The following is a 20333-nucleotide window of genomic DNA, read 5'->3' as shown; positions in this document are numbered from 1 at the left end:
TGCGAGATTAGCGGTATGAAATAGGATGAGTATTCTAAACCAGCCAGTTTTCACCGCCGGTTAAGTACTTCTCCGTTAATATGGTCAACAATTGGATGCCGACCTCGTTATGCCCGCCTTCGGGGATGATCAGGTCGGCGTATTTTTTGGAGGGCTCGATAAACGCCTCATGCATCGGCTTCACTGTGGCTAGATATTGCTGATGGATGGAGTGGATTGAGCGGCCCCGTTCCTCGATATCCCGCAGAACACGACGCAGCAGGCGAACATCGGAATCCGTGTCCACAAACACTTTGATATTGAGTAAATTGCGGAGTTTTTCGTCATAGAGCACGAATAAACCCTCGACAATGGCAATGCGGTTTGGTTTAAGATGAACGGTATCCGAGGCCGAGCGGGTATGTTGGGTAAAATCATATACCGGCGCATAGGCGGCTTGTCCGCTATTGAGAAGGGTTAAATGCTCGATCAGTAGCTCGTTGTCAAACGCGAAGGGATGATCGTAATTGGTCAGCTGACGTTCATCCATCGTTAAGTGAGACTGATCTTTATAATAATTGTCCTGCGATATAAACGTAACTTTATCCGATCCAAGCTGCTCAATGACGGAGCGGGCAACTGTTGTTTTTCCGGAGCCGGTGCCGCCGGCGATGCCGATAATTAACATGGCGATTCAAATAACCTCCTACTTAATTTCCCTAAGAACATTTCAGTATTGTAGCATAGCATCCGTATTTTTTCACCATCGCAGCAGGCCTGTTTTGCGCGGTTTTTGTTCATGTGTCGAAATTATGGCGCGCATAACCCGGGCTCTTAAGCGGCTTGGGTTGGCTTCATAGAATGAATTCGATATAATCTATGAAAGAATATCTATGAGAGGGGAAATTTGGAAGATGGGAATGAAGAGAATAGCAGCCTCCTTTTTATCGCTGCTTTTAGCGGTGACTTTGTTTGCGCCAGCGGCCTCCGCTGCCGCCAAACCGGTGGCACTGCAAGTGGATGGGGAGCGGGTCGGATTTGACGGACATGCGCCGGTGATCGATCGCGGGATGACCTTGGTCCCTATGGAGGAACTGTTTGAGGCGCTCAATTTCAAGTTTGAACAGGATGCCAAGTCCAAACTTGTCAAAGGAACGAAAAACGGACTGACGATCGAGCTTGAGAACGGCCGGAATGCAGCCGTCGTCAATGGACAATCGGTTCAGTTAAGCTCCGCGCCAAAGCAGATTGAAGGAGTTACATATCTTCCGGTACGTTCGTTCGGGGATGCAGCCGGATACGAGGTTTTCTGGGATGAGGCGTCCCGAACCGTAATCCTGAAGAGCAAGGAGGTAGCGGCAAGCGGACGCGGATTCCTGTGGGAGGTCGAGAATGCCGGCAATAAGGTATATTTGCTCGGTTCGATGCACCTGGCGGACGCCAGCTTTTACCCGCTGCATCCTTCTATAGAACAAGCCTTTGAAGAGGCCGATTACCTTGGGGTAGAAGTCGATATTGCGAAGGCCGCCGATCCGGAAACCCAGGAACTGGTCATGAAGCTGGGTGCCTATCAGGATGGAACCACACTGAAGGATCATATTTCCGAGACGACTTACGCCAAGCTGGGTAACATTTTAGCGGAAAACGGCCTGCCTAAGGATGCGCTGGATGCATTCAAGCCATGGGTGGTCGAAACGACGCTTTCAACGCTCCAGGCCTCCAAAACAGGATATGAGGGGCAAACCGGCATCGATCTTTACTTCCTTACGAAGGCGATGGAGCGCAAGCTTCCGATTATCGAACTGGAGTCGTACGAATCCCAATTGGGCATGTTTAACGGCTTTTCGCCGAAGCTGCAGGAAGACAATTTGCTTGCCGTATTGAATAACTTCGATCAAGTTGACGACAGCGTGACTGCTATGGCGGACATGTGGAAAACCGGTAACGACGCGGCCTTGCTGGAGCTGGTCCAGGAAATGGGCAAGAACGAGGAATTCAACAAGGCGATGCTCGTAGACCGGAACATTGCAATGACCGATAAAATCGAAGGCTATTTGAAAGGCCAAAAATCTTCCGTCTATCTGATCGTGGTGGGTGCGGCACATATGGCCGGAGACATCGGGATCGTGAACCTGCTGGAGGAAAAGGGATTTACGGTTACTAGAAAATAGATTTAAGAATACGAATATGAATATGAATATGAATCACAAACAATGAGCACGCCGGACACGGCGTGTTTTTTGTTTTAAACCGGGTCTCATTTCATGCCAAGCTCGGGGGGGCTAATTGAAGAGAAGCACGCTTAGTAAAAAGTATTCCGAGAAAGCGCTACCAATGGTATATTATATAAAAATTGTTCCAAATGGGGGGGAGCTTGCCGCATGCAGCAGTGGCTTGGGAAATCGCTCAAGCATAAGTTGTCGCTCTTAATCATCTTCGCCACGCTGGTTCCTCTGCTGTTTCTCGGATTGTTCTCCTACAAAATGGCGGAGGGCGTGTCCGAAGAAAAGGCCAAAATATCGGGGATGAACACGCTTCGCCAACTGGAGGCTTATCTCGGGACGATGGTAGGGGATGCGGAGAATATGTCCTTGTTTCTGATCGGAAACAGCAGCGTCCAAAGCTATTTAAAAGCACCGGAGAGCGACTTGAAGCTGCAGAATTCCATCATTCTGCTGTTGAACAGTCTGGCATTCTCCAAAGATTACGTCGCCAATATCGTGATCGAGCCGCTCGACGCCAAACGAAGCATCACGCTTAAGTCTCTGATCCGTTCGGATTTCGCGGACATTACCGGGACGGAATCAGGATACTACGCACGTCATCCGAAATGGTGGTCCCCCGTTCATCGCCAGTGGACCTTCGAGGGGATGCGTGAGGTGATAACGCTGTCCCGGCCGGTTCGCAGCACCGATAAGTACAAACCGATCGGGAAGCTCCAGATCAATCTGGATCAGTCGGTCGTCGCCCATCAGGTGAGTCAGGCCGCGATGGAGGAGAGCGGATTTGTTCTGCTGCTGGATGCGGAGAACCGGATCATTGCCGGACCTGCGGACATGGGGACGAACTTGCCGCTTGACCATTACTATCCGGGGATCGGGGATCTGGACGGGATAAGCGGAGACCTTAACTATGGGGAAGGCAGCGACAAAAAGACGATTCTGTACCGGACGATGGACGGGGTCGGCTGGAAGCTGGTCGGCCTGATTCCGGCACAGGAATACCGGTCGCAGAACCGGTATTTTCTTTCCCTGACGGCAGTAGCTGTTACCGGGGCCATTTTGCTCGTTATTTTCTCCGTTTTGTTTTTAATACAGAAGATTACCAAGCCTTTATCCGCATTAACGAGATTCCTCAAGAATGCCAGTCCCGACGAGCCGTTGCCGGCCCTCCCGGTCAAATCGATCGATGAAGTAGGTCAGCTGATCATCAGCTATAACCGGCTAAGCTCGCGGATTGTGAAGCTGAACGAAGAGGTCAAATTGAATGAGTCGCTGAAAAAGGAAGCCGATATGCATGCGCTTCAGGTACAGATTAATCCTCATTTTCTCTATAACACGCTGTCCTCGATCCATTGGCTGGCGCTAATGAACCAGGATACGAAGATTGCGGATATGGTCGGCTCTTTGAGCGACTTTTTAAGGTTTAGTCTGAATAGCGGCCAGGAATATTGCACGGTCCACCAGGAAATTATGCATGTCCGCAACTACGCCAACATTCAATCAGCCCGTTATCCGGATCGATTTACGCTAGAAATTTTGTGCGATGAAAGCTTGAACGAGGTTTTCATGCTAAAACTGCTGCTGCAGCCTCTGGTGGAAAATGCGATGCTTCACGGGATCTTGAAACAAAAGCTGCCCGGGACGATCACGATTTCCATCAAGGGGGAGGGACAGCGGCTGGAATTGTATGTGGAAGACGACGGCGTGGGTATGTCCGCCGAACGGCTGAACTGGTTGAGGGAACAGTTGGCTGAGAATCCGAGATACGAGCAGACGCGTTCTCCGCAAGGAAGCTATGGACTGCGTAATGTTCACAAGCGCTTGCTGCTTCATTACGGCAAGGATTCCGGATTGCGCGTGGAAAGTACGGAAGGAGAAGGGACCAGGGTCAGTTTTACGATTCCTTGCAAGGGGGAACAGCCATGAAAGTGTTGATTGTCGATGATGAAGTCATTATCCGGACCGGGCTAAGTACGGTAATTCCTTGGGCAGAGCACGGGTTCGAGGTCATGGAGCCGGCGGCTTCGGCTGAAGAAGCGCTGGAACGAATCCCGGAAGAACAGCCGGAGATCGTCATGACCGATATCCGCATGACCGGAAGGAGCGGCCTGGAGCTGGCCCACGAGGTTAAGCTGAAGTTTCCGGATACGGAATTGATCATCATTACGGGCTTTGATGATTTTTCGTATGTGCAGCAGGCACTTCGGGAGGGAGTGGGCGATTATTTGTTGAAGACCAGCCGCCCGGGCGAAATCGTACAGGCGGCGGACCAGGCGAGAAACCGAGTGCTGGAGCAAAGACGGCTCAAGGAGCTTCGCGCCATGCAGCAGCGGCTGGTGAATCAGGGCTTTCTCCGCAACCTGCTTGCTTCCGGCACGGGAGCCGATGAGGAAATCGCGGAACGCGAGTTTCGGGAGCGGTATCCGGACCTCCGATTGACTGAAAGTGGAGAAAGGTTGGAGGTTTGGCGGATCACCGCCAACAACCAGAAAGACCCTGATGCTGAATGCGCTAAGGGCGGGGAACGTCTGCAGCAGGCATCCGGAGCGTTGACCGAGCAGATCGGTGCCATGCTGGCAGGGCGGCTCCAAGGCGAGTGGCTGCCTTGGGGAGAAGGCCTTCTGCTGGTTGTGCGGCGGGAGCGTGACTGCGGTGACGGCTGGTGCGCCGTGGAAACGGCGATCCGGTCCGCCGAGCAGTCGCTGGGCTGCCCGATTCTGGCTGCCTGCGGAGAGCCGACGGTATCGGCCCGCGGTCTGCGCAGCGCCGTAGAAACCGCGGAGGAGACCGCCCAGTTCCACTGGCTGCTCCACCTGAAGCGGACGCTCCGGTACGATGAGATCCGGAGGCGCAAAGGTTGCCGCGCCGTTTGCTCCCAGGAGGAGGAGCATGCCCTCTCCCTGCTGCTGCGGGCGGGCGATCCGGAAGAGCTGAGAGCATGGATCTGCGGACAGCTGCAGCGGCTCCGCCTGGACGAACAAGCGACGCCGGGCTCGGTCCGCGCTTACCTGCATTCGCTTGCCGTTGCCGGCCGGCGCTGGCTGGAGCGCGCCGCTTCCTCCATCGGCCATGCTTATTCCTTTAGCGGTTCGGAGGAGGAGCTGGATTTGGATGAGCTGGCGCGCGCCCCGGAAGAGGCGTTGTTCGCCCATCTGGAATCGCTCATGAACCAGCACCAGGTGATGGTCGGGGGAATCAGCCCCGTCCAGAGCGCCATTTCATACATTCACGATCATCTGGGTCAATCTCTATCCTTGAATCAGGTAGCCGGTCATGTCCATATGAACCCGAATTATTTCAGCGCGATGTTCAAACGGGAGACCGGGCAAAATTATATTGAATTCGTTACCCGTGCGAAGCTGAAAAGGGCGATGGCTATGCTCCGGGAAACGACGGCGAAAATCAGCGAGATCGCGAACGGGATCGGGTATGAGGATTTGAAGTATTTTAACCGCCTGTTCAAGAAATTCACGGGGCTTACCCCGTCCGAGTATCGGGAAAGACCTGAAAAATGTCCCTCTATCGACTGAAGTTTCTCCCCTGTGGAGTAACGGCCCCCTCTTTTATACTAGGGCTAATCAACAAGGAGCTTCATACAATCTCAATCCAATCAAGGGGGACTGACGATGAAAGCCAAAGGAAAAATAGGTCTGCTGCTGCTAATCGTTGCACTGCTGCTTTCGGCGTGCGGAGGAGAGAGCGGGGAAAAAGCTGAGGGATCCAAGGGCAAAGAGGAGAAGGTAAAACTGACGATCTGGCACAATTTTGCCGGCGATGATTTGCGGGCGAAAACCGTGCGCAGCTTTATCGATCAGTATAAACAGGATCATCCGAACGTGGAATTGGATGCGCAGGCGATTCCGCCGGACGGCTATCGTCAGCGCTTGAGCACCGTAGCGGCGGCCAATGAGATGCCGGATTTGTTCTTTGTGTATGCGGGAAGCCATTCTTCCGAGCTTTACAACGCGAAATTGTTGCAACCGGTTACAGAAGCGTTGGACGCACATCCGGAATGGAGAGATAAGTTTTTGCCGGGAGCTTTCGACGCGTATAAGTTCGAAGCGGATCAGGTATATTCGGTTCCGCTCGGTATGTCGGCCACCTCGATTTTGTATTACAACACTGCATTGTTTGAGAAATATAACGTAAAAGTACCGACCACATGGGATGAAATGATGACGGCGATCAAAGTGTTCAATGAGAACAAGATTACGCCGATCGCGCTGGGGAACAAGGCGCCTTGGGTCGCGCAATCGACGATTATCGGCTCGCTGGCCGACCGGGTAACTGGAACCGACTGGTTCAAAAACGCAGTAGCTCAGAAGGACGCCAAGTTTACCGATCCGCAGTTTGTGGAAGCGCTTGGTTACTTCAAGCAGTTGGTGGATAACAAGGCATTCCAGGAAGGCGCGAACAGCATCGACAATACCCAGGCGGAACAGTACTTCATCCAGGGGAACGCCGCGATGATGATCAGCGGCGCTTGGACGCTCACGAACCTGGCTGCATCAGCCACGGAAGAGCAGATGAAAGCGATCGACGTCACCGTCCTTCCTGCGATTCCTGGCGGCAAGGGCGACCCGAACACGATTACCGGCGGAGCCGGCGGCGGGCTTGCGTTAAGCAGCCGGACGGAGGGCAAGGCCAAGGAAGCGGCGCTGGAGCTGATCTATGCCGTCAGCGGCCCCGAAGCTCAAAAAGCGATTGCCGAGAGCAATTCCATGGTCATGTATGATACGGAAATCGATCAGGCGAAGGTTACCTCGTTGTACTATAAAGCCTTCAACCTGGTCAAGAAAACGGGGATTACGCCGGTTTATGACGCTTATCTGTCCGCCGATGCGGCGGATGTCATCAATAACGGACTGCAGGAAATTATGATGGGCGGTACGCCGGAATCGGTAGCCCAGAAGGTACAGGATGCGCAGGCTAGATCAGTTACTCCTTAAGGCGAGCAGTTTTTAGTTAGATACAGGATTGGACGGGGGAGGCCAGCCCTCCCCAAGTCAGCCTTATGACACAAATGGACTGTTTGCTTAAGAAAGGAGGCTGCATTCATGCCAACCGCATTACGAAGCAAGGGATTCATTGCCGTGGCGCTGCTTCCGGCCCTGTTACTATTCTTAATGTTCGTTATCGTGCCGGTGTTTTGGTCGGCGTATTACGGATTTTTCAGCTGGAAGGGCTTCGGCGCGGCAAGCTTTATCGGTTTGGACAATTACCGCGAAATGTTTCAGGACGGAATCTTTTGGCGGGCGCTCCGCAACAATTTGATATTGGTAGCATCCTCGATCATCGGACAGATTCCGATTGCACTTCTGCTGGCTCTGCTGCTGCTGAAAAATACTCTCTTTTCCCGGTTCGTCCGTTCCGCCGTCTTCATGCCGATGGTGCTGTCTACAGTTGTCGTCGGTCTGATCTGGGGATATATCTACCAAACGCAATTCGGGCTCGCCAATACAGTGCTGAGAATGATCGGATTAGAGTCCTGGACCAGGGCCTGGTTGTCCGATCCGCAGGTCAACATGCTGGCGATTTCCATACCGATCAACTGGAGCAATGTCGGGCCGTACCTGGTTATTTTTATTGCCGCTCTGCAAAATATTTCACCGGAGGTCGACGATGCGGCCAAAATCGATGGCGCCGTGGGTTGGCGCAAACTCCTTTATGTAACGTTGCCCATGATCTGGGGCACGGTCGTCGTCACGCTCGTCCTGTGCATCTCGGGCAGCCTGAAGGCCTTCGACCATGTCATCGTCATGACCGGCGGCGGGCCGGCGCGCTCGACGGAGCTGCTCGCGACGTATATGTACAACAGTACTTTTGACGTGTACCGGTACGGATACGGTTCCGCCGTGTCGACCATGATCATACTCATCAGTGCGCTCTTGATCGGCATCAATTACATCCTGACCCGGCAGAAATCGGGTTAGTCGGGAAGGAGAAGGCGACATGAAAATAGAGCCGGCCTTGAAAACAGGGGTAACCAACGATCAGAGCCTTCAAAAAGGAAATGGTGGGAACGGCGGGATGAGACGGGATCTATCCGGCAGACAGTTGGCGGTCAAGGGCTTATCGGGCCTTGGCAAGCTATTGCTGCTCGTGTATTCCGTGATTACGCTGTACCCGTTATACTGGCTGTTTATTAGCGCGTTCAAGACGAATCAGGATTTCTTCAACCGGCCTTACGGCCTGCCGCTCGTCTGGATGAAGGAGAATATAGTTAGAGCTTGGGAGCTTGGGCACATGGGACGGGCCATGGTGAATTCCACCATTGTCACGCTGGCCGCGGTTGTACTTACGATCTTGCTCAGCGTTCTGGCGGCTTATGTGCTGGCCCGGTTCCCGTTCCGTTTCAAAAAAGCGGTGGTTGGAATTTTTTTGGCGGGCATGCTCATTCCGATCCATAGCACGCTTGTGCCGCTGTTTATCATCATGAATAAAATCCATCTGCTGGATACGTACGGGGCGCTAATTTTGCCTTACACGGCGTTCGAGCTGCCGATCGCGATTTTTTTGGCCATGGCATATATGGCTTCGATCCCCCGGGAGATTGAGGAGGCGGCCATGATCGACGGCAACGGCTGGTGGGGCATCTTCGGAAAAATCGTGCTGCCGCTGTGCACGCCGATCATCGCTACGATTTCGATTCTGGCGTTCCTCCGGTTCTGGAACGACTTCTCATTCGCCCTTGTGTTCATCAACACGCAGGCGCTCAAGACCCTGCCGCTCAGCTTGTCCCTGTTTTCGGACGGCTTCGGTACCGATTACAGCCTGACGATGGGCGCGATGGCGATCGCCGTCCTTCCGACGATTCTCGTTTACCTCATACTGCAGGAGCAGATCATGAAGGGGATGGTCGCCGGATCGATCAAGGGATGATTGGAAAAAATCCAACCAGATGGCTGATTCAGCGCCCAAACAGCATTTTCATTGGATAATTTCCAATGAAAAGCTCTCTATAACTCTAAATCGGCACGGACACTCATTTTTCATTGGATATTTTCCAACCAAACATCACCAAAGCAAAAGTAACTTCTATATCATTGGAAAAAATCCAACAAGCTGCCCTTTGCGCGAGTGAGGAGGGGCGAAGAAAGATAACGAACTGTTGGATGGTGGACGGAACGGCGGATGTGTGCTTTATATGCAGAACCAGAAAGGTAATTTCAAGAGAAAAGACGCCTGTACGGCGTCTTTTTTACTTCCTTTTTTTTACTTATAGAAAGGCAGCGTATATAATATCCATATGTTAGTGTTGACTAACATTTTGGAGGAGCGAGCATGGAATTTAATGAGACATTAAGAGATAGACAGAACTTGACGAGCGAACAGAAGTCGGTAGGTAAACAAAAGCCTGCGGGCAAGCAAAAGTTGACCAGCAAGGAAAAGCTGATGCAGGCGGCGCTCTCTTTGATGGCGGAAAAGGGCTACAATGGCGTTTCCACCAAGGAGATTGCGGCTGAGGCGGGAGTCAGCGAGATGACGCTGTTTCGTAACTTTGGCAGCAAGCCCAATTTACTGGACGAGGCGATTGACCGGTTTTATTATACCGGTGCCATGGAGACGATTTTTGCCGAGCAGCTGGTGTGGGATTTGCGGAGCGATTTGCGGCTGGTCGCCGAAACGTACCATGAAATCATGAATCGGAATCGGACGTGGATTCGCGTCGTTCTCCAGGAAGCGGAATTATCCGCCGCGCGGGAAAAGGCACAAAAGCACCCGCGGCAGCTTCGGGAACTGCTGACTAATTATTTTACCGGGATGATGGAGAAGGGGAAGCTGACTCCTACTTCGCCGGAAGCGCAGGCGATTACGTTCATGTGGATGAATTACGGTGCGTTCATGGCTCATCTGTACGGTTCGGAAGGCATTGCCGGCGTGGCATTGACGGAATTTCTGGATTCGAGCATCGAATTGTTCGTAAGAGGACTTACGCCTTAATTTTGAGAGGAGTGGTTTCGATGATAGGACAAACAAAAGCGGCCGGATTTCAGATCGGCGTGCGCCGGACTTTTCCCGTTTCCAGGGAGGCGGCCTGGGCATTTCTGCTCTCCACGGAAGGATTGAAGCTGTGGTTGGGCGATTTGTCGTCGCTGGAGCTCGAACCGGGGCACCAATATACGACCGAAGAAGGAAACTTTGGGGAGCTGCGCGTCGTAAAGCCGCTGGAGCAGCTTCGCTTGACCTGGCAACGAAAAGGGTGGAGTCAGCCGTCCACGCTCCAGATTCGACTCATTCCCAACCCGTCGCATGCCGACAAGACGACAATCAGCTTTCATCAGGAGAAGCTGACGGACGCTTGGGCCCGGGAGGAAATGAAGCAGCATTGGGAGGCCGTAACGGCGGCGATCATGGAGCAAGTTGGCACCGACTAAGCAGGGAAGGGAAATGCGCTCATACACTCCCCAGGAGACACATGAATCAACTTCGGACTCCAAAAATAAAGGCCCGTATCCCGGACATGTTTTGATCCGGATACGGGCCTTTTTATGCTATTTACAGTTACAGTACGCTCTTAAATAACATGAGGCTGGGCTTCGATCTGCTCCGCTTTCACGACGGCTTCTTCAAGAGATAAGCCGGTGAAGCTTTGCGCAGGGAAGAAGCGCCCGCTCTTCTTGTCGTCGACAAAGGCGCCGATCGCAATCCCCGGGATGACGCTCTTCACGTCATTAGGGGCCGATGGTCCGCCCAGATCGGTCCGGCACCAGCCCGGATCGGTCAGGTTCAGCATGACATCGGTGCCTTCCAGACGGGAGGCCAAATCCTTCGTGAATTTGTCCAGCGCGGCTTTGCTGGCCGCATACCCCGCTTGCTCCGGTTCATTGCGGATGCCGCTGGTTGTATTGATAACGCGTCCGAAGCCGCGCTGAATCATTTTCGGAATAAGCCGGTTACAAATCGTAACGACAGAGATGAAATTGATGCGGAAGCTCTGTTCAAAGTCCTCCACCGGAGTATTCCAGTAATCGGTCCGGTAGGCGATCTGAACGGCGGCATTGTTGAAGACGATGTCGACCTGCGTCCCTTTTGCCTCAATTTCATCCAGCATCGCTACCACTTCCTCGTGATTGGCGAGTTCCGCCTGCACGCTATATACTTCCACGCCGAGGTTTTTAACCTCTTCTTCCAAAGCCTTCGTATGCTCCAACGTTCTACTGTGCAGGATGAGATTGCAACCCTGCTGCGCCATAAAAATGGCGGTCTCATAGCCTACGCCCCGGCTTGCGCCCGTAATTAATGCCCATTTCCCTTTTGTATTGACCATAGACTGAGTACTTCCTTTCAAAATAAGGTAGAGAGAATCTCCCAATCCTTATACTATCATTTGTTTGATATCGCTTTCAATAAGCTTGAGTTTAATAGGAAAGCAGCGCTCAAAAAACGATAGTAGAGTTCATGAAAAGGGTGGAGGGATTTTGTTCGAGTATGTCGAATTACAGTGCAGTGTTCAAGTATTTATGTAATATAGCAACCCCGTAGAATAAAACAGCTCAGAGAGAGAGTGATTGTGATGTCAGAGAAATTAATCGAATTGCACCGAAGGAACAAATTAATGGTTTGGTTGCTATGGGGAACTCTTTTTCTGGGGCTTGTACTGTCGGTTCCACACATAAGACAGACGTTGGCTATTTCCGGACTGCCGGTCGCCCTGCTGTGCGTGATTCTGATTTGGAGAAAAATAGGGGTTCGTTATATTATGTACCTCGTATCGATCGGGCTTAGCATCATTACCTTCTTTTTTATTAATGCGAGCGCGGGATACAGCAGCCTGCTTCTTATTTTCTTTACGCTGGCTCTTATTTCAATTTATCATAATTATCGTCCCTTGCTGCTTAGCGGCCTGCTTGCGATAGTGATGACGAACTACTTTTTGCAGACCAAAGAATTTCTGTCAACGGAAAGTGACATTAACTTAAATGGTTATCTGATCGTCACCCTAACGGCCTTGATTGCACAGAGCCTGATCGGCGCTAAAATGAGAAGGAAAGCGGAAGCCAGCGCGGCGGAATCCGCGGTTGCGCAAAATCGGACGGAGGAAGTCTTGGGAGAGGTTAAAAATACGGTGGAAGTGCTGGGTCATTCGATTCTAAGCTTGCAGGCGAATGCCACCCATACAGGGGAAATATCCAATCAGGTCGTAACCGCCTTCAATGAAATCGCGGTCGGTATCGAGACTGGGTCCGCCAGCATTTCCGATATATCGGAGGCTATCCATCGTGTGGATGAGAATGTAAGTGCCACAAGCCAGGCTTCCGTTAAAATGAGTGAACAATCGAAGGCGACTTCCGAGTTTACGGTTCAAGGCAAAGTCAAAATGGACGAATTGACGGAAAAAATCCATGAAATCGACCAAATCGTTCAAAATACTTCCCTGGTTATGGGAGAAGTGAATGAGGAAAACCGGAAGATCGAAAGCATCGTGGACCTTATTAAGGACATTGCGAACCAGACAAACCTGCTTTCTTTGAATGCTTCTATCGAAGCGGCGAGAGCTGGAGAACATGGACAAGGGTTCTCGGTGGTGGCCACGGAAATCCGGAAGTTGGCCCAACATGCTCAGGAGGCATCTACGGACATCTCGGTCATTCTCGGATCCATTCAAAGCCGCATCGGGCAGGCGACGGATTTAGTGGAGCATGGCCGTACGGTTGTGGATGCGGGCAAGGAATCGGCGATGAATGCGGAACAGCTATTTGCCGGAATCGAGTCGAATTCAACCGGGGTCTTGGAACAGGCGGTACAGGTTCGCGAAATGAATGAACGTCTGCGCCAAATTTCTGAAACCGTCGTCCAGGAGGTTACCACGGTGGCCGCTTTCACGGAACAATCCGCGGCATCGGTTGAGCAGGTACTGGCAAGTTCGCATGTCCAGCAGCAGCATGTAGTAGAGATTGTCACGTCGATTAATCAATTACGGGAATTAATGAACAAGCTGGAAGATATCATAAAATAAATGTTGTTCGCAAAAATATGGGGTTATCTCCGCACCGGATGAGGATAAGGTGCGGAGATAACCCCCTTTTTGAACTAGTCCCTGAACTAACGCTTGTCGCTGGCTAGCCTGTTATTCGCATTTTCCAAAACCAGCCTCGCCAGCTCGTCTCCCTGTCTCTCCAGGTTTGCCATCCACTCCAGCAGTTGTGCCTGTTCGGCTCTTTGCTCATTCGACCAAGCCTGCCGGACCGAGAAAGAGGTTTTTAAAGTTTCATCACTTGGCATGGCTTCATAAAAAGCCGAAAGCCGAGAATACACGGTTTCGTAAATTCTGGCCATTTCTGAGAGTTGCCGGGAAACCTGTTCTTCATGAGGCAGCGACAGGGAATCACGCAAATAAGCAGCCGCGCATTTCCGGGCGTCGGTTAGGGCCATCATGCAAAAATGATTGACGCTAAGCCTCCGGGAAATATCCGAATCCTCCGCCGTTCGATACCATGCCTCATCCAGCAGTCCTTCTCTCCACGTCTCCAGAGCGGCGTATCCCATCCGGTAACCCCGATTTTCGGTTTGGCTCATCGAGTCTACCTTGGTATGCAGTGAACGAAGCAGGTTGTCGAAGTCGGAAGGAACCGGGCCTTGATCTCCAAACCGCACCATGGCGAACGGCCACTGATCGACATAAAGATAACCTTTGCTCTCTTCCATGGAGGCTTGGAATTCGGGATCATCATGAAGATCCCGGAAGGTTTCGTCATCGAAATAGGATCGGCAGAGCAAGGTGTTTCCGTTATTAAGATATCCCGTAATGACGCCCCACTCGGGTGCGACGCGCAGGTTGATGGCAATAGGAAGCTGATGTTTGCGAATGCTGGCCAACACTTGCTGCTTTTCCGCTTTTCGTTCTTTCTGGCTGATCCGATCCGCCCAGATCGGTTGAAAGCCATAGGCCGCAAAGGCGGGAACGGCATAATCGTAAGCTACTAAGGCATCAGCGGAGCTGTAGTCCCAGGCCGGGGTAAAAGAGATTTTCCAGCATGCCCCGGAGACGCCCATGATCTTTTCATAGGAAGTCTGAACGCCCATACTTTTCAGAGAAAGGTACATTGCGCCGCCCCAAGAGCAGTCCATTCCTTTGCCGAAGCCCAGCCGGTCAACCTGTTCGATAATGTAACTCTCGCTGGAGTCGTCGTACCAAAATAATGACATTCGATCCGGGCTGTAGCGGATGCGTTCACCCTCCCGGCAGCTGACGGCGTGGAGACCTTCGGCATTTCGGTAAATCAGCAGCAAATAGTCTTGTCCTTCATTGTCAATGAGGCTTGGAAACACTTCATGATTGGCCTGAAACTGATCCCACCGGAAATACTGGAGATGACTCATTTTCTTCATCACGTTCAGATAAGCCGTTTCATTGCCGTAGGCTGCAAAGATAAAGTCCAGTTCGCCGTCCTTGGTCATGAAAGTTTGTGAGTCGATCCCGATGGTCAAGGTGTCTCCTTTTAATGCGTAATCGGAATAAACCCCGGAGGGAGTCTCAAATTTCACAAGCAGAACCTTGAGCCGGTCACTGTGAATTTTGAATGGAAGGGTCTGTTCGCTTACGGGAAATGTCAATTGATTGCCGACAACAAACTGATTCAAGAAGTGAGTAACTTCATGGTTCTCCTGTCCATCCGTATAACATGCGGAGAGAATGATTAATTCTTGCGGCATGAGGATGCTGTCAATGGAATGTCCCAAGATGGTGGAGAGCAAGGGCAGCGTAGCCGTCTCGGGAAGCGACTTCCCCGTTTCCCACTTGGAAACCGCTTGTGCGCTTACATGGAGCCGCTCGGCGAGCTCCTCTTGTGAGAACTTCTTTTCCTTGCGAAGCATGGCGATGCGTTTACCTACTTTATCCCCGTTGTTCATCGTTTCTTCTCCTAAATCAGATTACGACGTCGTTATCTTCATTATAAACACGGACGGCAGAAACGCTATGTATCTTAGGACGAGTAACTCGGCTGGAATTCAACTGCTGGTTGAGTAAGGATGAATGGACGGCAGAAAACACCGTTGAGACTCCGCTGAATACGCCACTGATTACGCCGGAACACCGCAAGGAGATGGAAAAGTTAAATAATTCCGATAAAACCAATAGGAAAAATTAAAATAATGATTGACATTGCGATGATCGGACCCTAATATAGGGTTACAAGAAACAAAAGCACCTATCAACCACATCATTCAGGATGATGAAAAAGAGTGATCTACTGGACGGCCAGAGATCCAATGAGCACGCATCTATGCGGCTTGTTGGGTCTTTTTTTATTATCCGGATGAAGCAAACAAAGAGGGTGAGCAGCGAAGATTAGTGCGGTGATGCAACAACAACAATTTTAAACTCAGAAAGGATTGTGTACTCATGAAAAAGATTGCGATATCCCTAGTTTCAGCGGCTTTGGTATTCGGCGTACTGACATTTGCGGCGGTTTCCGCGAATAAACACGCCAGGGAAGTAAACGCGGCGGAGGGCGCTCCGGTTGCTCCGGCAACCTCGTCTTTAGATAATACGGCGGCGGAGCCTCCGATTACGGAAGAGCCTGTCAATGCGGAGGATAGCGGATCCGTGCAGCAGGCTGAAGCAGCCACACCGGACGCGTCTGCGGCTGACGAATCGACTGTGGCGGAAAGCGAATCGGCTGGTGAAACGGCTGGGTCTGCCGAAGCAGCGACGACAGTGGTTCCTGTGAAGGTTGAAGGAAGTAAAGCGGCAGGGTCTGGGTCTTCTACGGTGGCAGCATCGGAGTCTTCGGCGAAGAATGCAGCCGCTGTAAACAAAGCAACGGAATCGACACCGTCCAAGACGACAGCATCCGCGGCTAAGCAGGACAGTAAGCCTGCACCTACGGCTAGTACGGCCTCCGAGGAGAGCAAGGACAAAGCGGGTACGACGGCAGCGGAATCACAAAAGGCGCCGTCAACGCAAGCGTCGGCTCCAGCTGTTAAAGAGCAAAACACCGGTTCCGGTTCGTCTGTCTCTTTTATCAAGAAGCAGAATAATCAACCTAAAGTGACAACACCTGCAGTGACCGAAACCAAATCGGCCGCAGCGCCTGCGTCAAGCTCGAGTTCTTCTTCATCCGACTCGTCATCTTCTTCATCATCATCCAGCTCGTCGTCCGGTTCCTCATCATCTTCGTCGTCAACTTCTGCTCCGGCACCAGAACCGGCAGCTCCGGCTCCTGCTCCGGAACCAGCTCCAGCACCGCCGAGCTCCGATGAAGATTGCTAATTAAGCAATACCAAATGAGGTTCAAATCACACAAGAACATTGAGGTGTTAATATGAACAAAATCAGATTAAACCAGTCCCGGCGATGGTTGACGTTGCTGCTGGCGGCATTCCTGGCTGTGCCGGTATTCGGCGGAGCCAGCGCCAGCGCCGCTGAGGCTGCAAACAGTAGCGGCATCGCTAAATCGGCGGTTAGTCACTTTAATTATTTCGATAAGGTGTATGAGCATTTGAATGATGAGAACCATGTGTTCAAAACGGCTACATATGAAGACATCGCCCATCTGTTCGAGAGCGAAGGCAACTACGCTGTCCTGTTCGGCGGGGCGTGGAGCGAGCAAACTCAGGCGACCATCGGATTCATTAACGAGGTGGCGAAAGAACAAGGCATTCATACCGTTTATAATTTCGATACCAAGCTGGATGGGGATTCCCTGCAGATTGCGGATTCCAGTAACCCGTTCGCTTACAAATATGTAGATCTGGTCAATAAGTATTTGAAAAACCTGAATTTGGACGACAAGAATGACCCGGCTTACAACGTCAGCTACACGAAGGACGGCAATACGGTAGCCGCCAACAAAATCGAAGCCCCGTTCCTGTTTGTATACAACAAGGATCATAAAGACGAGCAGGGAATTCCGGCACCGATCGTGACCTATTTGGACGAACGCCGGATTTGGGATGACTTTTTGACGGATGGCCAATTGGATTCTAATAAGGTCGGAGCGTATAAAGAGTTGGTTCGCACCGTATTCAAGGCTGCGCAAGGATACAGCACGATCAACGAATCCGATTATATTAAGGAAGCCTTCAACCTCAACTATGCCGGGGAGAACGCCGGGCAGACTATTTTTACGGAAGCCGACGGGGATCTCGTCTATGAGCATGTAACCTATCACCAACTGCAACAGATTTTGCAGAGCGAAGGGAACTACTTGTTTCTGTTCGGGGGATCGTGGTGCCCGAATACGCAGGCGGTAATCAAATACATTAACGAATATGCCAAGCAGCAGGGCATCGATAAAATCTATTTCTGGGATACCAAGCTGGATGGGGGACTGGAAGTCCGGGAGTCCGGTAATAATACGGGCGGACCGAGAGGGGATAATCCGCACGGCAATGAAACGCTTCAAGTCCGGACGACAAATCATCCATATGCCAAATTGTACGTCGATCTGGTCAACAGCTATCTGACCAATATCAAGACTCAGAATAATACGGCTGCCAAACCGACGACGATCAGCTATGTAGATGGACAGGGAACCGTGATTTCCGGGGACCGTCTCCAGGTTCCTTATCTGTTCGCTTACAACAAGGATAACAAGGATGCGGATGGCCAAGGCGCTCCAATTCTGGGACATATCGAGCTGATGTATTCCTGGACCAACATTCAACCGGATTACGTGAAGGAAGGCGATGGATACGCGGTAGGCGCCAGATATAACAACTACATCAAAGCGCTTGAAGCGTTGCATTCCAGACTGGAAGCTACGCCGATGGGATTGAATGCAATAGCGCCGACGACGTCCGCTAACAATGACGGACAAATCACGGGTACCACTTCTGCCTTGGAATATAAACTGGCCGGGGAATCCGAGTTCAAGCCGGTATCCGGTGCGTCGATAACCGGATTGGTTCCGGGCACTTATCAGGTGCGGTATGCGTCCAAACCGGGCTATCAGGGACCGACCAGCAAAGAAGGGGCGACCGCGATTTCCTACGCGCCGGGCCAGTCGGTAGAAGTTGTGGTTCCGGCGGCTAAGCAAGATCAAGAACAAGACGCACCTAGCGGATTAAAGGGGATTGCGCCAACGACGGCCGACAATCTGGATGGTCAAATCACGGGTACTACATCTGCCCAGGAATATAAACGGGAAGGCGACTCCACTTATAAACCGGCTGTAGAGGGTGCTATTACCGGTTTAGAGCCGGGACTCTATGCCGTAAGATATGCGGCCCGCGAGGGATTCAAAGCGAGCCCGGATACTTTGGTTGAAGTCCCGGGCTTCGGCGAGCAGGCTGCGCCGACGGGATTAATCGGCGTGGCGCCAACGACGCCGGCCAATGATGACGGCAAAATCGTCGGAACGACGACCGCGATGCAATATAAACTGGTCAGCGCTACGGATTACGTATACGCTACGGCCATTGAGGTTACGGGGCTCGTTCCGGGAATTTACAATGTAAGGTATGCGGAAAAAGAAGGCTACAAAGCAAGCCGTCCGACCGATGTGGAAGTTCCGGCCTATGCCGCGGAACAAGCGGCCCCAGCCGGACTGACAGGCGTGGCTCCGACAACTTCGGCCAATAACGACGGTCGGATCAAAGGAACCGAGCCGGGCCAGGAGTATAAGCTGTCCGGTTCGGCAGAATATACCGCTGTGACAGGCACGTCGATTACCGGATTGGTACCGGGGACATACCAAGTCAGATATGCAGCCAAGACGGGGTATCATGCCAGCCCGGATACGGCCGTAATCGTTCCAGCCTACGCACCGGCGCCGGGAGGCGGCAGCAATAACGGCGGTGGCAACAATGGCGGAAACGGCTCGGGCGGCGGAGGTTCGAATTCATCGTCTGGCAACGGCTCCGGCGGGAACACTGGTACGACTGCACCAACTGACAGCGGAAAGCCGGCGGTAACAACGAATGGAAATTCCGTTGTTGTCTCAATAACGGTGAAGCCTGTTACGGACGAAGCAACAGGGTCAAGTACGGCATTAGCTTCGGCAGCAGCCGTGACGAGTCTAACGGATAGCGCGAAACAGGCGGAGGCAGCCGGCAAAACAGCCGTGATCGAATTCAAGGCCACGGCAGCAGCCGGCACGCAAACGGCTCAGTTTACGATCCCAAGAAAGGCCTTTAACGAATTGGCAGCCGGAACAAGCGCTGCTGTCGTGATCAATTATGAGGGGATTGCGACGATTACGTTGGATGCCGGCACCATCGATAAGCTCAGCGCATCCGAGGAGAGCGGCGATATTAGTATCCTGATTGCGAAAGCCGAGCTCACGGAAGAAGGTAAACAGGCGCTTGGCGATCGTCCTGTGTATGATTTCTCCATCTTTGCCGGCGACAAGAGCATCACGAGCGCAGGCACCGGTGGCAAGATTAAGATCAGCATTCCGTACCAGCCGCAAGCCGGCGAAACGAATAATGCGATCATCGTGTACCGGGTCAGCGAGTCGGGTGAGTTGGAGGTATTGCGAGGCGGATTTAATCCTGCAACGGGGACGGTTGATGTTGCGGTCAACGAGTTATCCCAACTTATTATCGGATACCATAAAGTCGCTTTCGCCGATGTCGCAGCGGAGTTGTGGTATTACCCGGCTATCGATTATCTGGCGGCCAGAAACATTGCGTCGGGGGTTGATGACAACAACTTCAGCCCGAATGCCAAAGTGACCCGGGGACAATTTGTCGTGCTGTTGCTGAAAGCCTACAATATTTCTCCAGAGGCAGTTGGAGCGGACAATTTCTCCGATGCCGGGGAATCATACTACAGCGGTTATTTGGCCGCGGCGAAAAAGCTCGGTATCGCTAACGGAGCGGGCGATAACAAGTTCTCTCCGGAATCTGAAATTACGCGTCAGGAGTTGATCACGCTGCTGTACCGTGCGCTTGGTGTACTCAGCGAACTCCCTTCGGACCAATCCGAAGCATCGCTTGCAAGCTATAGCGACGCTGGACAGATTGCCGGCTACGCGCAAGAGGCATTCCGGCAACTTGCGGGAGCCGGAGTTATAACGGGCAGCAACGGGAAGCTTGGCCCGCAAGAGGCATCGACCCGTGCCCAAGTGGCGCAGATCCTGTACAATCTGCTTTCAAAATAATTAGTAGCATAACAAAAGACAGTCTTCCGATTTCGGGAGACTGTCTTTTTCTCTGTTGAGTATGATGTCGCATGCATAG

Annotated in this window: 14 protein-coding genes; 11 read left to right on the top strand and 3 right to left on the bottom strand. The window is 52.1% G+C overall.

The annotated features are described in order from the left end of the window. Positions 1-34 precede the first annotated feature (34 nt). A complete protein-coding gene (udk, locus tag NYE70_RS24920) occupies positions 35-667 on the bottom strand; it encodes a uridine kinase (RefSeq protein WP_211022375.1) in 633 nt (210 codons plus the stop codon). Between the two features lie 226 nt (positions 668-893). Between udk and NYE70_RS24915 the strand changes: the two genes are divergently transcribed. The 8 genes from NYE70_RS24915 (at position 894) to NYE70_RS24880 (ending at position 10579) form a co-directional block, all read left to right on the top strand. Further along, positions 894-2150, top strand: a complete 1257-nt coding sequence (locus tag NYE70_RS24915) for a TraB/GumN family protein (RefSeq protein ID WP_306434206.1) — start codon at positions 894-896, stop codon at positions 2148-2150. A gap of 210 nt (positions 2151-2360) precedes the next feature. Next, positions 2361-4127, top strand: coding sequence for a cache domain-containing sensor histidine kinase (locus tag NYE70_RS24910; protein ID WP_341048769.1), 1767 nt, complete (start codon positions 2361-2363; stop codon positions 4125-4127). Beyond that, the gene (locus NYE70_RS24905; RefSeq protein WP_341048767.1) at positions 4124-5731 is read left to right on the top strand and encodes a response regulator; all 1608 of its coding nucleotides are present in this window, start codon (positions 4124-4126) and stop codon (positions 5729-5731) included. The genes NYE70_RS24910 and NYE70_RS24905 overlap by 4 nt, the downstream gene beginning before the upstream one ends. Positions 5732-5827: 96 nt before the next feature. Then, complete coding sequence (locus NYE70_RS24900) at positions 5828-7150, top strand: extracellular solute-binding protein (protein WP_341048765.1); 1323 nt, start codon at positions 5828-5830, stop codon at positions 7148-7150. 108 nt (positions 7151-7258) lie between these two features. Continuing rightward, positions 7259-8134, top strand: coding sequence for a carbohydrate ABC transporter permease (locus tag NYE70_RS24895; protein WP_211022370.1), 876 nt, complete (start codon positions 7259-7261; stop codon positions 8132-8134). Between the two features lie 97 nt (positions 8135-8231). Further along, positions 8232-9083 (top strand): carbohydrate ABC transporter permease, encoded by an 852-nt coding sequence (locus NYE70_RS24890; protein WP_211022540.1) that lies wholly within the window; start codon positions 8232-8234, stop codon positions 9081-9083. A gap of 513 nt (positions 9084-9596) precedes the next feature. After that, entirely contained in the window at positions 9597-10145 is a 549-nt protein-coding gene (locus tag NYE70_RS24885; protein WP_341048984.1) for a TetR/AcrR family transcriptional regulator, read from the top strand. A gap of 20 nt (positions 10146-10165) precedes the next feature. Continuing rightward, complete coding sequence (locus NYE70_RS24880; RefSeq protein ID WP_211022368.1) at positions 10166-10579, top strand: SRPBCC family protein; 414 nt, start codon at positions 10166-10168, stop codon at positions 10577-10579. Positions 10580-10719: 140 nt separating this feature from the next. On the opposite strand, the gene NYE70_RS24875 is transcribed toward NYE70_RS24880, so the two are convergent. Next, positions 10720-11472: an SDR family NAD(P)-dependent oxidoreductase gene (locus NYE70_RS24875; RefSeq protein ID WP_211022367.1), complete on the bottom strand. Its 753-nt coding sequence runs from the start codon at positions 11470-11472 to the stop codon at positions 10720-10722. Between the two features lie 246 nt (positions 11473-11718). On the opposite strand from NYE70_RS24875, the gene NYE70_RS24870 reads away from it, so the two are divergent. After that, complete coding sequence (locus tag NYE70_RS24870; RefSeq protein WP_211022366.1) at positions 11719-13161, top strand: methyl-accepting chemotaxis protein; 1443 nt, start codon at positions 11719-11721, stop codon at positions 13159-13161. An 86-nt stretch (positions 13162-13247) separates the two neighbouring features. Here NYE70_RS24870 and NYE70_RS24865 read toward each other — a convergent pair whose 3' ends face one another. Then, positions 13248-15056 (bottom strand): helix-turn-helix domain-containing protein, encoded by a 1809-nt coding sequence (locus tag NYE70_RS24865; RefSeq protein WP_341048760.1) that lies wholly within the window; start codon positions 15054-15056, stop codon positions 13248-13250. 493 nt (positions 15057-15549) lie between these two features. Here NYE70_RS24865 and NYE70_RS24860 point away from each other — a divergent pair, with 493 nt between their 5' ends. Continuing rightward, positions 15550-16419, top strand: coding sequence for a hypothetical protein (locus tag NYE70_RS24860; protein WP_341048758.1), 870 nt, complete (start codon positions 15550-15552; stop codon positions 16417-16419). 52 nt (positions 16420-16471) lie between these two features. Next, the gene (locus NYE70_RS24855; RefSeq protein WP_341048757.1) at positions 16472-20254 is read left to right on the top strand and encodes an S-layer homology domain-containing protein; all 3783 of its coding nucleotides are present in this window, start codon (positions 16472-16474) and stop codon (positions 20252-20254) included. Positions 20255-20333: the final 79 nt, after the last annotated feature.

Origin of the sequence: Paenibacillus sp. FSL R5-0407, from assembly GCF_038009185.1 — a bacterium.
Taxonomy (GTDB): Bacteria; Bacillota; Bacilli; order Paenibacillales; family Paenibacillaceae; genus Fontibacillus; species Fontibacillus vini.
Note: the sequence above shows the minus strand (reverse complement) of the source record. Positions and strands in the feature narration are given on the sequence as shown.